The following is a 15,057-nucleotide window of genomic DNA, read 5'->3' as shown; positions in this document are numbered from 1 at the left end:
CCGTTCGTAGGGCTACGCTATTGCCTTGTTACGCAACGGCAAGTGCATCGGAAGAATGGACACATGCGCGGGACCACCGCGCATGCGCGGCTGCCGCCAGCAGCCAATTCCATTCTTGGAGTATGCGATGCCGACAGGCCAATCCATTGCCACAGTCGTCAACCACTATCTGCGCAATGCCGAGCTGCCCGAAGCCATTTCCGCGCAGCAGACGTTCCAGCACGCCTTCGATGTCTATCTGAAGGATTCCAACGCCTACGCCAACACGTATTTCGCCCGGTATTTCGAGTGGCAGGGCGTGGTGCGCGAGCGGTGGTTTCACGAATGCATCGACGCAGACCTGCTCATGAGCGGTCGCGTGATCTTCGTGACCAAGCTGGCGCATCAGGAATTCGTTGAAGAGACATTCCCGTTTCAGCGCGTGGAATGCCACCTGAATACATTCCGGGTACAGCCATGCTCGTTCTACATGGTGTTCCGGTTTGTTTCGGGCGGGCGGCTGGTGTCGCTGGGGTATCAGCAGGTAGTGTGCGCCAACGCCGAGCGCGTGATTCAGCGTCTGCCGGAACACGTGCGCCTGCGTGTGAAGGCGTACGAGCTGGACACGCTGCCGGAATTGGCGCACGTGTCCTGACGTTTTGAAGACGTGAACGTCAGATAGAAGGAGGTTGGGGAAACCGCATGGAGAACAGCGTGTATTCCCCAACTACGGATTCGCACTGGATGCGCCCGCCAAATGCCTGCATGACGCGGCGGCAGAACGTCAGCCCCACGCCCGAGCCCTTGCCGACATGCTTGGTGGAGAAAAACGGGTCGAACATCCGGCGCTGCACGCTGGGCGGAATGCCGGTGGCGCTGTCGCGCACCACGAGCACATAGCTGTCTCCATCCTGGCGGGCGGAGATTTCGATGTGCCCCTTGCGCGCGATCTGGATGGCGTGCAGCGCATTCTTCAGCAGATTGAACAACACGTAGACGAGCAGCGTATCGGAGCCCACGAAGCGCCAGTCGGCGTTGAACGGCTGCACGTGCACGCGTTCGCGCTCACCGGCCTGGAACGGATACTGCGCCACGGCCGTCTCTACGCATTCGTGCAGTGAATGGGCTGCGAAGGTGCGTCTGTCCAGGCGCTCCAGCGTGACGGAGGCCAAGGCCATCTCGATCACGCTGTGTGCGGACGCGACTTCCGACGTGATGGCTCCCGCCAGTTTGGACAGGCGATCCAGCATGGCCGGATGCTGCGGCGGTTGGCACAGGCCGTTGTCGATGGCGAGCTGATAGCCGCGATAGACGTCTGGCCAGGCGCGGGCGATTTCGGCTGCCTGCAAGCGGATGGTGGTCAGCGGCGTGCGCACTTCGTGTGCAACGGTGGCTGCCAGTGCGTAGGGGCGCATCAAGTCAAACTTGACCACGCCCACGGCGATAATGCCGAGCGCAATGGCCAGGGGCAGCACGCCAGGCGGGTAGAACGCCATGCCGTAGTTGACGGCGTAGTCAGCCGCCGCCAACGAAATCAGCCCCACGCCGAACAGGCAGGTCAGCAGCCGTTTTCGCTTCTCTGCCGTGGCATGCCGCTGCTCGCGGTAGAGCACCCACATGCCTCGCGTGACCAGCGCGGCAGTCTGGGCGATATGCACGGCTTCCAGCATGCCCGCCTTCGGATAGAACCCGAAGTGGAACTGATACACGCCGTCGATGACGAGATTGGTGGTCAGCAGCAATGCAATCAGCACGGCGTCCAACGTATAGGCAGCCATGAGCCAGCGCCGCTCACCCGGAGCCTCGGCCACCTCCACGGCAAAGTGGTAGAGCATGGTCGGCATGATGAGGATGGCGAGCCAACCGAGTTTGGCGAGCACCTGGGCGGTGCCAACGTCTTGGGTCTGGAACAGAAACGCCCAGATGCCTTGCCATAGGCACGTGAGCGTTGTCATGCCGAGAAACGCCAGGCTCGCGCGCGTGCGGCCGCGCGTGGTCACGACGTAGACGCCGTAGAACAGGAAGAGCGACGAGACGAAGGCGGGGAACAGGGCGTACATGGAAATCGGAAGTCGGCGCAGTGGCCGCGCGCCAAGGCCGACCGGAGTCGGCGGTAACCCGGAAGGCTACCGGCAACGCCGCGTTCGTACACGTGTTCCGATATCACATTTTTTTCATTCTGGATTAAGCGAAACCGCGAAAATGGCGCCGCATCACGCCACCCCTCCAACGGGTGTGACAAAAAGGATGAGAGGGATGAAGGCGCCCAAGCCGCTCACATGGCTCAGGTGGCCTCGATCAGCATCGCGTCGATGGCAAATGAATGGTCGGGCGCCACGGCAAAGTACGTGCGCGCTTCATCGGCCGCGCGGTCGAACAGGTCGCGGATGGCATCTGCGCGCACCTGCGGGGTGCGGATGCGGGCGATCCAGCTGTCGAAGGCCATCGTCAGCTTCCACGTGAGAGGGGTGCCGGGCTGGAAACCGGCCTCGGCCAGCATGGCTTGCCATTCGGACACGCGGTAGTCACGAACGTGCGACGCGTCGCGCAGCACCTCGGCGGTTTGCAGCAGCGTGTCGAGCAGCGGTGCTTCCGGCGCGAAGATATCCACGATGACGAGCTTGCCACCGGGTTTGAGCACACGGCGCGCTTCAGCCAAGCCCTTGCGCACGTCGTACCAGTGGTGGGCAGAAAATCGCGTGGCAACGATGTCGAACGCGGCGTCGTCAAAGGGCAGGCTCTCCGCGCGGCCGGCTTGCGTGTGCAATTGCGCAAGCCCACGGCGCGCGGCTTCGGCGGCCACCACGCTCAGCATGTCTTCCGACAGGTCGTACGCCACCATGGCGGCCACGTGCGGCGCCATGGCAAAGCTCACATGCCCGCCGCCGCAGCCGAGATCAAGCACCTTGGCGTGCGGCACCGATTGCGCCAGCGTGGCCAGCGCATCCAGATCGGCGCCCTGCGCGTGCACTGCACTGGTCAGGTAGGCCTGGGCGACCTGGCCGAATTGCTGGTCGACGAGTCGATGCTGCTGCATGGCTGCTCCTTACGGCGTGTGGGGATGAGGAGCGGCCAGTGTAGGAGCGCGGCCCGCGCGGCGAAATTCGTGATTCGCGAAATGGGGTATCGCGCGGGGGCGCTGCAGCAGTTGTGCGTTCAGACGAAGCGGAACAACTGCGCGGGCGTGTCGACCAGCACCTGCTTGCGATCCGCTGCGTTGGGCAGCAGCACGCCGGCGAAGGCCCACATCTTGTCGTAGTTGATTTGCGATTCGAACTGCGTGTGCGGCCAGTCGCTGCCCCAGACGAGGCGGTCCAGGCCGAGGGCATCTTTCAGGCGCGGCATGGCGGCCTGTGCGATGGCTTCGCCGCGTCCGTTCGCGCCGTTCCGGTATGCGCCGGAAATCTTTACCCACACGCGACGCGCGCGGCCGGCGGCGAGCAATGCGGCAAAGCCCGGGTCGTCCACGCCGAGTGCAGGATCGGGGCGGCCGAAATGGTCGACCACCACGTTCACCTGCGCTTCCAGCAGCGGCTGCAGCAGCGTGGGAAGGCGGCGTGCCTCGACATGCAATTCCACATGCCAGCCGAGCGCATGCAGGCGCGCCAGTGCGGCTTGCCACACGGGCGATTTCAATTGCGGGTCTGCCGCACCGATCAGGTTCAGACGGATGCCGACGATGCCCTCGGCGTTCATCTGCGTGAGCAAGGTCTCGGGCGCAGCCGGGTCGATCACGGCCACACCGCGCAGGCGCTGGGGCGCTTGCTTGAGCGCGGCCAGCAGGTAGCTGTTGTCGACCCCGAGGAAGCTCGGCTGGATCAGCACCCCGTGCGACACGCCATGCGCGTCGAGCTGCGCAAGGTAGGCCGACAGCGGTGCGTCATACGTGGGCGCATAGCGGCGGGCATTGGCCAGCGGCAGGCCGCGTTCGAACACATGCGCATGCGTGTCGATGGCGGTGATGCGCGCGGGGCCCCCGCGCGAGACGTCGCTGCTACCGGTGGCGGCGCAGCCGGCAAGGGCGGTGGAACCTAGCATGGCAAGCAACCCTGTGTTGAAGGCGCGGCGGGTGGGCATGGGGTCTCCTGGCGGCGACGGATCAAGTGCGTCGTCATGGTGTTGTGTTGGGGGTTCAGACGGTGACGGCAGCGAGGTCGCGCCCCTTCGTCTCGGGCAGCATCAGCACCGCCACCGCGACGATTGAATACGCGATGGCTGCGTCAATGCCGATGGCTGTGCCCAGCGACATCGATGCGCTCATCTTGCCCACCAGCACCGGGAAGGCGGCAGACACCACGCGGCCGAAGTTGTAGCAAAAACCCACACCCGTGCCGCGCACGCCCTGTGGATACAGCTCGTTGAACAGTGCGCCCATGCTGGCCGGAATGCCCGCCGCAAAGAAGCCCAGCGGAAAGCCCAGCACCAGCATCGCACCATCCGACAGCGGCACCAGCAGATACACCAGCACCGTCACCACGCAGCAGCACGAGAACAGCATAATGTTTCCGCGACGGCCAAGCACGTCCAGCAGCCACGCGCTGGCCACGCAGCCGCACCAGAAGGCGAAGATGATCACCGCCAGGTAGCCGCCTGTGCCGAGCACCGACAGATGGCGCTCCGTCTTGAGATACGTCGGCAGCCACGTCATCAGCGCGTAGTAGCCGCCGTGCGCGCCCACCCCCAGCAGCCCGCCGATCAGCGTCATGCGCAGCACCTGCGGGCGGAAGATATCGAGCAGGGGGAAGCGCGAGATCGGCATCGCATTGGCGTTCGCATCCGGCTTGGCGGCCGGTACGGGTTCCTGCACGCCACGGCGGATGTAGATGATCAGGAGCGCCGGCAGCAACCCCGCAGCAAACATCACGCGCCAGGCGAGGTCCGGCTCGATAAAGGAATACGTGAGCGCATACAGCAACACCGCCGCGCCCCAGCCCACCGCCCAGGCGCTTTGCACAGTGCCCATGGCCTTGCCGCGGTGGCTGGCGCGGATGCTCTCGGCCATCAGTACGGCGCCCGCCGCCCATTCACCGCCAAAGCCGAAGCCTTGAATGGCCTTGAGCACTAGGAACTGCTCGAAGTTCTGCGCGAAGGCCGAGGCGAACGTGGCCAGCGAAAACCACAGCACCGTGAACTGCAGGGTGCGCACACGGCCGAAGCGGTCGGTCAGCGCGCCGGCAATCCAGCCGCCCAGGGCCGACGCCACCAGCGTGACGCCCGACACAAGCCCGGCCTCGGTTTTGCCGATGTGCCAGGCCGCGATGATGGTCGGGATGACGAGGCTGAACATCTGCACGTCCAGCGCGTCGAGTGCCCAGCCGCCAAAGCAGGCCCAGAACGTGCGCTTTTCCCCTTTCGAAATCTCTTTGAACCAGCCGAACATGCGGTCTCCTCCGGGTGACGTGAGCGACGTGTTCATCACGATTGCTCTAGTCATCTATATGAATAGAGGAATTCTAGGGCGAGCAAGGGAGTGGCGCAGCCGGTGTTAACCCGTGCGAATGCGTGACGGGGTGATCAGGTGTGCAGCAGGGCGACTGGCAGATGCGCCAGCACTTGGCCCAACGCCAGGCGGGGGCTGTGCAGCGTCTGGCCGTCAAAAGCGCTCTGCAGCGGAGCGTGCGACAGCGCGGACGGCAGACAGACCGTGGTGTCCCGCCATGCACCCTCCGCAAACGTTGGTGTGGCGGCATGGAGCAGGGCCGAGGCATGCAGCGGCACGATCGTGACGACCGCCTGGGCGCCATGCGCACGCGCAAACGCTAGCACGTGCTGTGCGCCGCTACCGGTCACGGCCAGCGGTTGGTAGTCCCCGGATTCAAACACGGCTGGCAGCGCGGCACGCAGGGCCAGTGCACGCGCCAGTACGGCTTGCTTGATGCGCCCGTCGGTCCAATGCGCGAGCAGCGACGCGAGGCTGTGCCCAGCATGCATGTGCAATGCCCGCAATGCGCGATGCCGCGCGGCATAGTCGACGGGCCGGCGGTTGTCGGGATCAACGAGGCTGGTGTCCCAGAAGTCGGCGCCCTGGTAGAGGTCGGGCACGCCGGGCAGCGTGGTGCGCAGCAAGGTCTGGGCGAGGCCGTTGATGGCGGCGGCCGGCGCCACGCTTTGCACGAAGGCGGAGAGCGAGGGCAGGAAGGTCGAGGCCGCCTCGCCCGTCAGCAGCGTAAAGACGAAATCGCGGCTGGCCGCTTCGTAGTCCGCATCGGGTGCGAACCAGTCAGTGCGCAGCTTGGCTTCGCGCTGCGCTTTTTCCTGCCACTGCGCGACGCGCTCGGCCAGCTCGCGCACGGCATCGGCGTCATGCCAGTCCAGATCCGCCGGCCAGATGCCCACCAGCGTTTGATACAGCATCCACTGCGCAGCGGGCGAAGGGGCAGGCCCTGTAGGCAGTGGGCGCACCCAAGCAGCGTGTTCTGTGCGCCATTGGTGTGCGGCGGCCAACCATTGCGTGGGCCGCTCCGACAGCACGGCCAACCGCGCTCGCACGTCTTCGCCGCGCTTGTGATCGTGCGTGGCGGTGGTGAGCATCGCGTGCGGCCAGGTGTGGGCGCGCGCTTGCATGGCGTGATGGAACGCGTTGGCGCTCATGGAAAACGCACCCGGATCCGCGCCGACCTCGTTGCGCGACAGCAGCCGGCCGTAGCGATAACACGCGGTGTCTTCCACCGCCTTGGCCGCCACCGGCGACGACAATTGTTGGCACCGGCGCAACGCCAGTTGGCCCAGCTTGTCTTGCCCTGCCGGTTGCCCGCCCAGCCATGCATCAAGCCAGCCGAGCACAGGCTGGTCGACGCGCCGCAGGCAGGTCGCCGCGCCGGACATGGCGGTTTGCAAGATCGCCGAATCCTGCGCATCGCGTTGTTGCGCATTCGCATAGGTTCGATACACCGGGAAGTGGACGATCACCTCGGCCAGCGCGCGGCGGATGGCGTGCCACGTCACGTCGTGGCTGTTGCGGTTCTGCTGTGCCACCGCGTGCAGCGCCGACGTGGCTGCATCGAGTTCTGCAGAAAAGTGCGCATGCAGGACCTGACGACGTGCGGGTACAGCCGTGGCTGAGAACGGCGCTTCAGCCGCCGGTGCACCAATCCACTCAAGCCAGCCCTGGGTGAGCGCGGTCTCGCCGTGCGCATCGTGCAACAGCGCGCCTACCTGGTTCATGAAATCGTAGCCGCTGGTGCCGTCGACGCCCCAGTCGGTGCGCATGGGTTCATCGCTGGCGAGGATCTTTTCGACGACGATCCAGGGGCGACTCGTGAGCCTGTCGGCGGGGCGTGCAGCGTGTTCGGCTTGCAGGCGGCGGCGTAGCTGGCGGCAGTAGGCGGCCGGGTCGGCCAGGCCATCAACGTGGTCGATGCGCACACCGTCAATCCAACCCAGGCGATAGAGCCGGAACAGCAGCGCATGCGTGGCTTCGAACACCTCGGCACGCTCCATGCGCAGGCCAGCCAGCGAGCCGATATCGAAGAAGCGGCGCCAGTTGATCTCATCGTTGGCGGTGCGCCAGTGGGCAAGGCGCCAATGCTGCCGTGCCATCAACGCGTCAAGCTGATCGGGTTGCGCGTTGAGCAAGCGCACAGCCTCGGCGATGTGTGCGGCACCGGCTTCCGTGGTGGCGAGGTTGCGCAGCGCGTCGCGTGCTTCGTCGGTGCGTTCGCGGCGCGTGCGCAGCGAGCGGATCGTGCCGAGCGCGACAAAACGGTCGGCCACCGCGTGGATGGCGGTGTCTGTGTTGCCCGTGCGGAGCAGCGCGGCATAGTCGGCCAACGCGATCGGGAAACGGTGGTCGTAATACGCAATCGCCAGCTGCGCGGCCGTGTCGTTGTAGGTCAGCTGCAGTCGGCCGGTGGCGAGTGCGTCAGCGTAGTTTTCGCCCAGGAAGGGCGCGAGCACCTTGTTGCGCAGCGCTGGGTTGGGCGGCTGCCAGTCGATATCAAAAAAGTTGGCGTAGGCGCTGTCTGGACCGGATTCGAGCACGTCCAGCCACCACCCGTTGTGCGCGCCGCCCACGCCCATGTGGTTCGGCACGATATCGACGATGAGCCCCATGCCGCGCGCATGCAGCGCATCCACCAACTGTTCGAGCGCGCGTTCGCCGCCCAGCTCGGGGTTCACGTGTGTGTGGTCGACCACGTCATAGCCATGCGTCGAGCCCGGTTGCGCCGTGGTGATGGGCGATGTGTACAGATGCGAGATGCCGAGCGCGGCGAAGTCATCCACCAACGCGCGCGCATGGTCGAACGTAAAGTCGCGGTGCAATTGCAGCCGCACCGTAGCGCGCGGCACACGCTGGAGGGCGACAGGCGGGAGGTGTGTGGTCGATTCGCTCATGGCGTGTTGATGCGCGCGTTGGCCAGCGCGGACAGGCGCACCTGCACCGTGGGCGCGTCGAGCAGCGTGTCGGACGGCCCAGGCAGGCGACGCCGCCAGTTCGGGTGGGTGTCGATCGTGCTTGGCAGGTTCGGCTGCTCGACAAGGCCCAGCAGGTCTTCCAGCGGCACCAGTGCAAGCGGCGTATTGGCAGCGCCGGTGAACGCGGTGGCCGCCGTGGCAAAGTCCTGCGCGCTGGCTTGCAGGATGACTTCGGCTTGCGCCGCGGTGGCCACGCGCGCCTGTTCCACCGCAGCCAGCAGGGGCGCTACGCCGATCATCGGCACACCGCCATCGGCCAGCACCAGGCGGTTATGTTCTGCAAAGGCCGCCACCAGCGTGGCGCGATCGTCCATGCGGCGTGCGTGCGCTTCGCCCTCGGTCATGCCGGCGGGCAGCAGGCCGAGCTGGGCTTGCCAGCGCAGATCGTTGCCGATCCACCAGCCGACGAGCGTGGGCAGATCGTGCGTGCTCGTCATCGCCACCGACGCCGGCGCCCATGTGCGCGGCGCCTTGAAGGGGGCTTCGTCGCGCGTGTACTCGCGCTCGAACCAGAGGATGCGCATGCCGAGCAGGCCCTCGTCGGCAAGCCTGTCGCGCAGGCCCGGTGGCACGGTGCCAAGGTCTTCGCCAATGACGATGCAGCGGTTGCGCCACGATTCCAGCGCCACCAGCCGCAGCAGATCCTGCATCGGGTAGCGCAGGTACACGCCGTCGAGCGGCGGGGCGCCATCGGGAATCACCCACAGCCGCATCAGCCCGAGCACGTGGTCGATGCGCACGCCGCCGGGCACGGCCATCACCGCGCGCAGCATCTCGATAAAGGCCGAAAAGCCCTGCGTGCGCATGGCGCGCGGGCTGAAGGTGGTCAGGCCCCAGCCTTGGCCCTGCGCGTTGAACACGTCGGGCGGCGCCCCCACCGTCACGCCGATCAGCAAGTCGCGCTGCCGCGCCCACGCGTGGCTGCCCGCGCTGTCGGTGCCCACAGCCAGATCGGCGATGAGGCCGATGGCCATGCCGGCGTTTTCCGCAGTGCGCTGCGCGAGGGCCCACTGGCGTGTCGCAGCCCATTGCAGGAAGAGGTGGAAATTCACCGCATCTTCATGCTCGCGTGCGAAGGCCTGCACGCCCAGATAGCTCGGATGTTGATACTGCTCGGGCCACTGCTTCCAATGCGCGGGTCCAAGGTGCGCATTCAGTGCCTCGAAGTGCGCGTGATCGCGCAGGCTCGTGCCGCCATCAATACAGTACGCGCGAAAATCATCCAGCAGCATCTGGGCGACAGTGTCCCCAAGCGGCGCCTGCAGTAAGCGGCGATGCAGCGCGCGCAGTACCGTCATGCGGGCGTTGCCGCTGGCGGGCCAGTCGATGAGTTGCGCGGCTTCCAGGCGGGCATAGTCAGCCACGAGGTTGCAGTCGACCACGGCTTGCCGCACGGCTTCGTCCCCAAAGAGCGCGGCGGGGTCGATCATCCACGCGTTCAGGAACAGGCGGCTCGATGGCGAGTACGGCGAATAGCGGCGCGCGTCGGCCGTGAACATGGCATGCACGGGGCTCAGCGCCAATGCATCCGCACCGCGCTGCGCAAGGTGCCGCGCCAGCGTGCCCGCAGCGGTGTAGTCGCCCAGGCCGGCGCTGCTGGCGGCGCGTTCGGCATCGCATCGCAAGCCGTAGAGCTGCGCGGATGCTCCCCACAGGCGGGTGTCGGTGGGACGATCGTGCTGTCGCAGGGCATCGGCAACGCCATAGCAACGCGCTGGGGCAATGGCGAGCGTGGCTTCGATCACGGTGCCAGGCCCGGCGTCGATGGTCAGGCGGTGGTAGCCCACGGCCTGCACCGGCGCCAGGCGCAGCGTTGCGTGGTGCTCGCTTGCGCTGACGCTGATCTTGCCCTCGGTGCTGCCGTCGGACTCAAAGTCGACGCGATAGGTTTGTCCGCCCAGCAACGCAGCTTGGGGCGCCGAGGTCTGCAGCACGATCGGCTGTCCGGCCACGCCGGTCACAAGCGGCGGTATGGCGACCGCTTCGGCTTCTGCGCGCAGGCGCGCCTGGCTTTCCGACACCTGGGCGGGCGAGCCGGCCGGCAGGCTCAGTGTGAAGAGCACGGCGCGCAGCACTTCGTCGGCCACGCGCATGGGGCGGCTGGCGGCGTCTTCCCAGTCGACCAGTAGACCGGCATCGGTGGCCAGTTGCTGGAGCGGCGTGCGCTGCGTGCCTGAGGAGTGGTTCGTGCGGTCCATGGTGCGTTGTGGTTGTCAGCCGTCAGGTAGGCGACGGCGTGTGCAGCAATGCCACGCACGCGCGCTCCGGCAGGCGGTGCGCGATGAGCGCTGCGGCCGCACCTTCACGCGATTCGTGCAGCAGATCGGCAGGGCTGCCTGCCAGGACCGTGGGCACCGCCACGGGTTGATCGGCCAGATTGAGCATCAGCGTAAGGACGCTGCCATCGCCCATGCGCCAGCGGGCAATGGCGCCGGCGTGGCCCAGCGCCACCGCGTCGAGTGCGCGCGCATTGGGCAGCCGCGGGATGATTTGCGCGTGACGCACCGCCAGCAGGCGGTGCATGCGGTTCAGCGTGTTGAGTGGCCCGGGTTGGGTCAGGTTCGCCTCGCCGGGACAGGAGGCGAGGTAGGTGCGCTCGTCGTTCGGGTCGGGGATGCGCTCGCGCTGGTGCGGATCGGCAAACGCCTCGAACTTCGCAAACTCCCGACGCCGGCCTTCCCGCACGGCTTCGGCCAGCATGCCGTGGTGGCTGGTGAAGTACTGGAACGGGCACGTGCTGCCCCATTCTTCACCCATGAAGAGCATCGGAATCTGCGGGCTCAGCAGCAACAGCACTTGCGCGGCGTGCAACGCATCGGGGTGCGCAAGCTGCGTCAGCCGTTCGCCAAAGGCGCGGTTGCCGATCTGATCGTGGTTCTGTAGGAACAGCACGAACGCGCTGGGCGGCAGGTGTGCGCTAGGTTCGCCACGCGGTGCGTTTTCGTGGATGGGTGACGGCTCGCCCTGGTAGCAGAAACCGTCCTGCAGTACGCGCGCGAGGCGCTCTGCTGGGGCATCGGCGTAGGCCGCGTAATAGGCTTCGCGCTCGCCGGTCAGCAGCACGTGCAGCACGTTGTGGCCGTCGTCGTTCCACTGCGCTTCGAAGTCGCCATGGGTGCTGCCATCGCGCAGCAGCGATGCGGCGTTGTGCTCGTTCTCCAGCACGAGGTGCACATGCCTGCCGGGTTCGACCGACAACCGCACGCGAGCGGCGAGTTCGCCCAGCCAGTCGCGCTCGGTGATGGCATGCACGGCGTCGAGCCGCAAGCCGTCAAAGCGGTATTCCATCAGCCACATCAACGCGTTCTGGATGAAGAACTCACGCACCTGCGGCATGCGGAAATCGATCGCTGCGCCCCAGGGCGTATGCACATCGTCGCGGAAGAAGCGGCGCGCGTAGTGGTGCAGGTAATTGCCGTCGGGCCCGAAGTGGTTGTAGACGACATCGAGAAACACCATCATGCCCAGCCCGTGCGCGGTGTCGATCAACGCCTTGAGATCGTCCGGGGTGCCATAGCTGGCGTCGGGGGCAAAGGGCAATACGCCGTCGTAGCCCCAGTTGCGCGCGCCCGGAAATTCCGCCACCGGCATCAACTCGACGGCCGTGATGCCCAGCCGTGCCAGTTCGGGCAGCCGCCCGCGCACACCCTTGAAGCCGCCCAGCGTGCCGACGTGCAGTTCGTACAACACCGTCTCGTGCCAGGGCCGGCCCTGCCAGTTGGCGTGCTGCCAGCGGTAGCGCTGCGGATCGACGACGAGGCTTGGGCCGGGGATGTCCTGCCACTGTGCGCGTGCGGCTGGGTCGGGTACGGACAGCGTCACGCCGTCCCGATTGGTGATGCGATACCGATAGCACGTGCCGGCGCCCACGGGTGCCACCGCTGCATACCAACCGTCGGGTTCGGCGTCCATGCGGATGGCCTCGTTGCCGCGCGCCTCGTCTAGGTCGACCCAGGCGGCGGTCGCGTCAGGTGCCCACAGGCGGAAGCGGGTGTTGCCGTCAGCCAGGACGGTGGCGCCAAACGGCATGTCGTGCGCGAACCGGGGGGCGGGTGCGGTCATCGCGTGGCGTCTCCATTGTCGTCGTTGGCTGCGGGGCCGGCGGTTGGGGCAGTGCGCTCCTCGTCGGGGATGGGCTGTACGGGTGTTTCGTGTGGCGGGGCGTTATGCGTTTCGGGAACGTGCCCGAGGGTTTCGCCACTGACGTCTGCATCGGGCTGCCCGGCAATATGGGCGATCGTGGCGAGCTGCGTGGCGAGCAACAGCACGACGCTGCGCCCCGCCACTTTCAGCGTGCCGCTGCCGTGCGGGCGGGTGTCCTGCTCTGGTGCTGCGCTATCGATGGCGATTTGCCAATCCATGGCCGGCTCGGGCAGCGTGAAGGTCAGGTCCGTGGCGGCGCCGTTGATGAGCAGCAGTGCCACATGCGGACGCGCTTCGCCGTCGATGGTCTCGACACATGCGCGACGCAGCGCCAACGCACGTGCCTCGCTGTCGTTCCACGCGTCGGGCGAGAGCACCTGACCGCGCTCATCAAACCAGGCGATGTCCGGCACGCCGGGCAGGATCTCGGTGTTGCCGTGCACGTAATGCGGCCAGCGCAGCGCGGGGCTTTCCTTGCGCAACGCGATCAGCCGTGCCGTATAGCGCGCGAGCGCCTGCCCCGGGTCTTTCTCCAGCAACGACCAATCGAGCCAGGACAGCGCGTTGTCTTGGCAGTAGGCATTGTTGTTGCCGTCTTGCGTGCGGCCGAACTCGTCGCCCGCCAGCAGCATCGGCGTGCCGTTGGAGAAGAACACCGTGGCCAGCAGCGCGCGTGTCACGCGTTCACGCAGGGCTTGGATGGCGGTGTCGTCGGTGGGGCCTTCCGTGCCCCAGTTGGCGCTGCAGTTGTCGTTGTGGCCGTCGCGGTTGTCTTCGCCGTTGGCCTCGTTGTGCTTGTCGGCGTAGCTCACGAGGTCGTGCAGCGTGAAGCCGTCGTGCGAGGCCACGTAGTTGACCGACGCCCAGGGCCGGCGGTGGCGGCGGTCGAAGAGGTCGCCACTGCCGGTCAGGCGCGCGGCAAGGTCTGGGCGCTGTCCGGAATCGCCACGCCAGAAGCGGCGGATGCCATCGCGAAATCGGTCGTTCCATTCGGCAAAGCCGGGCGGATGGTTGCCGACCTGATATCCATCGGGGCCCACGTCCCAGGGCTCTGCGATGAGCTTGACGGTGGAGAGCACCGGGTCCTGGCGTATGGCATCGAAGAAGCCGGAGCCCGGATCGAAGCCGTTGCCCTCGCGCCCGAGCGTGACGCCCAGGTCAAAACGGAAGCCATCCACATGGAAGGCGTTGACCCAGTAGCGCAGCGAATCCATCACCATCTGCAGCACGCGCGGGTGCGACAGGTTGAGTGTGTTGCCGCAGCCGGTGTCGTTGATGTAGTAGCGCTCCTGGCCCGGCACGAGACGGTAGTAGCTCGCGTTGTCCAGCCCGCGGAACGATAGCGTCGGCCCCAGTTCGCTGCCTTCACACGTGTGGTTGTAGACCACATCGAGCAGCACCTCGATGCCAGCCGCATGCAGCCGCCGGATCGCCACCTTCAGCTCATGCAGCGATGGCGCCGACAGGTACGACGGCTCCGGCGCAAAGAAGCACAGTGTGTTGTAGCCCCAGTAGTTGCGCAGGCCGCGCTCTACCAGGAACTGGTCTTGCAGGAAGGCGTGAATGGGCAGCAGCTCGATGGCGGTGATGCCCAGCCGCTGCAGGCGCTCGATGAAGACGCTGTCGCCCAGCGCGCTGAAGGTGCCGCGCTCAGGCGGCAGCAAGTCTTCGCGCAGCATCGACATCCCACGCACATGTCCTTCATAGATGACCGTGCGCGACCACGGCGTGTTGGGGCGTATGTCGTTGCCCCAGTTGAACGACTCGTCGGTGACAACGGCCTTGGGCATGGCGGGGGCGCTGTCGCGGCGGTCGAATGAGAGGTCGCCACGATTGGAGTTCAGCCGATAGCCGAACAGCGCATCGGACCAGCGCAGCGCGCCTGCCAGCCGGCGGGCGTAGGGGTCGAGCAGCAGCTTGTGGGGGTTGAAGCGATGGCCATGCTGCGGCTCCCACGGGCCGTAGGCGCGGTAGCCGTAGACGAGGCCGGCTTCCACGCCGGGCAGGTAGCCATGCCAGACCTCATCGGTGCATTCGGGCAGTGCGAAGCGGGTCAGTTCCTTGCGGCCGGCCGGATCGAAGATGCAGAGTTCGATCTTGCTGGCGTTGGCGGAGAAGACAGCGAAGTTGATGCCCAGGCCGTCCCATTGGGCGCCTAGGGGGAAGGGTTTGCCGGGGGCAAGGGTCTTGGGGAAGCGGAGCATCAGTTCGTTGGTTTCAGAGTTGTCTTTGCGTTGGTGGTTTGCCTCCCTTTCGCCCCCTGCCGGGGCCGACTCACTTTTCTTTGTCTTGCCAAAGAAAAGTAAGCAAAAGAAAGGCGCGCCCGAGATGGCGACCCACTCCTTGGATTTGTGTCGCGGGGAGGGAAGGGAGGCAAACTCGCTGCGCTCAGACAGGCCTCCCTTCTTGATCCTCCCCGCAACAAAAATCCAAGGCGCCATCAAGGGCAGAAAAAGCAAACCATCGATTGCAGGCGCAATACGTTCTCTATCCATCAGTTCGCCGAGCAGCGCCCCGGCT

Annotated in this window: 9 protein-coding genes; 1 reads left to right on the top strand and 8 read right to left on the bottom strand. The window is 66.2% G+C overall.

From position 1 onward, the window contains the following. The first annotated feature begins 127 nt into the window (after nt 1-127). The gene (locus DOD19_RS24130) at nt 128-634 is read left to right on the top strand and encodes an acyl-CoA thioesterase (protein ID WP_024978265.1); all 507 of its coding nucleotides are present in this window, start codon (nt 128-130) and stop codon (nt 632-634) included. Nucleotides 635-653: 19 nt separating this feature from the next. On the opposite strand, the gene DOD19_RS24125 is transcribed toward DOD19_RS24130, so the two are convergent. The 8 genes from DOD19_RS24125 to glgX all read right to left on the bottom strand — a co-directional run bounded on the left by DOD19_RS24125 (nt 654) and on the right by glgX (nt 14,741). Then, nucleotides 654-2,039 (bottom strand): sensor histidine kinase, encoded by a 1,386-nt coding sequence (locus tag DOD19_RS24125; RefSeq protein ID WP_024978266.1) that lies wholly within the window; start codon nt 2,037-2,039, stop codon nt 654-656. Nucleotides 2,040-2,263: 224 nt separating this feature from the next. After that, nucleotides 2,264-3,016, bottom strand: a complete 753-nt coding sequence (locus DOD19_RS24120; protein ID WP_024978267.1) for a class I SAM-dependent methyltransferase — start codon at nt 3,014-3,016, stop codon at nt 2,264-2,266. Nucleotides 3,017-3,135: 119 nt separating this feature from the next. Continuing rightward, entirely contained in the window at nt 3,136-4,056 is a 921-nt protein-coding gene (locus DOD19_RS24115) for an amidohydrolase family protein (protein ID WP_112188605.1), read from the bottom strand. 55 nt (nt 4,057-4,111) lie between these two features. Further along, complete coding sequence (locus DOD19_RS24110; protein ID WP_112188603.1) at nt 4,112-5,395, bottom strand: MFS transporter; 1,284 nt, start codon at nt 5,393-5,395, stop codon at nt 4,112-4,114. A gap of 98 nt (nt 5,396-5,493) precedes the next feature. Further along, the gene (treY, locus tag DOD19_RS24105) at nt 5,494-8,313 is read right to left on the bottom strand and encodes a malto-oligosyltrehalose synthase (RefSeq protein ID WP_112188601.1); all 2,820 of its coding nucleotides are present in this window, start codon (nt 8,311-8,313) and stop codon (nt 5,494-5,496) included. After that, nucleotides 8,310-10,592, bottom strand: a complete 2,283-nt coding sequence (gene malQ / locus DOD19_RS24100) for a 4-alpha-glucanotransferase (protein ID WP_112188599.1) — start codon at nt 10,590-10,592, stop codon at nt 8,310-8,312. Before malQ ends, treY begins: the two co-directional genes overlap by 4 nt. 22 nt (nt 10,593-10,614) lie before the next feature. After that, the gene (gene treZ / locus DOD19_RS24095) at nt 10,615-12,456 is read right to left on the bottom strand and encodes a malto-oligosyltrehalose trehalohydrolase (protein ID WP_112188596.1); all 1,842 of its coding nucleotides are present in this window, start codon (nt 12,454-12,456) and stop codon (nt 10,615-10,617) included. Next, nucleotides 12,453-14,741 carry a glycogen debranching protein GlgX gene (gene glgX, locus DOD19_RS24090; protein WP_112188594.1) on the bottom strand — a complete coding sequence of 763 codons (2,289 nt, stop codon included), beginning with the start codon at nt 14,739-14,741 and terminating at the stop codon, nt 12,453-12,455. The genes treZ and glgX overlap by 4 nt, the downstream gene beginning before the upstream one ends. Nucleotides 14,742-15,057: the final 316 nt, after the last annotated feature.

Source organism: Ralstonia sp. GX3-BWBA (assembly GCF_003290055.1).
GTDB lineage: Bacteria > Pseudomonadota > Gammaproteobacteria > Burkholderiales > Burkholderiaceae > Ralstonia > Ralstonia holmesii.
This window is presented reverse-complemented; position numbering and strand designations above follow the sequence as displayed.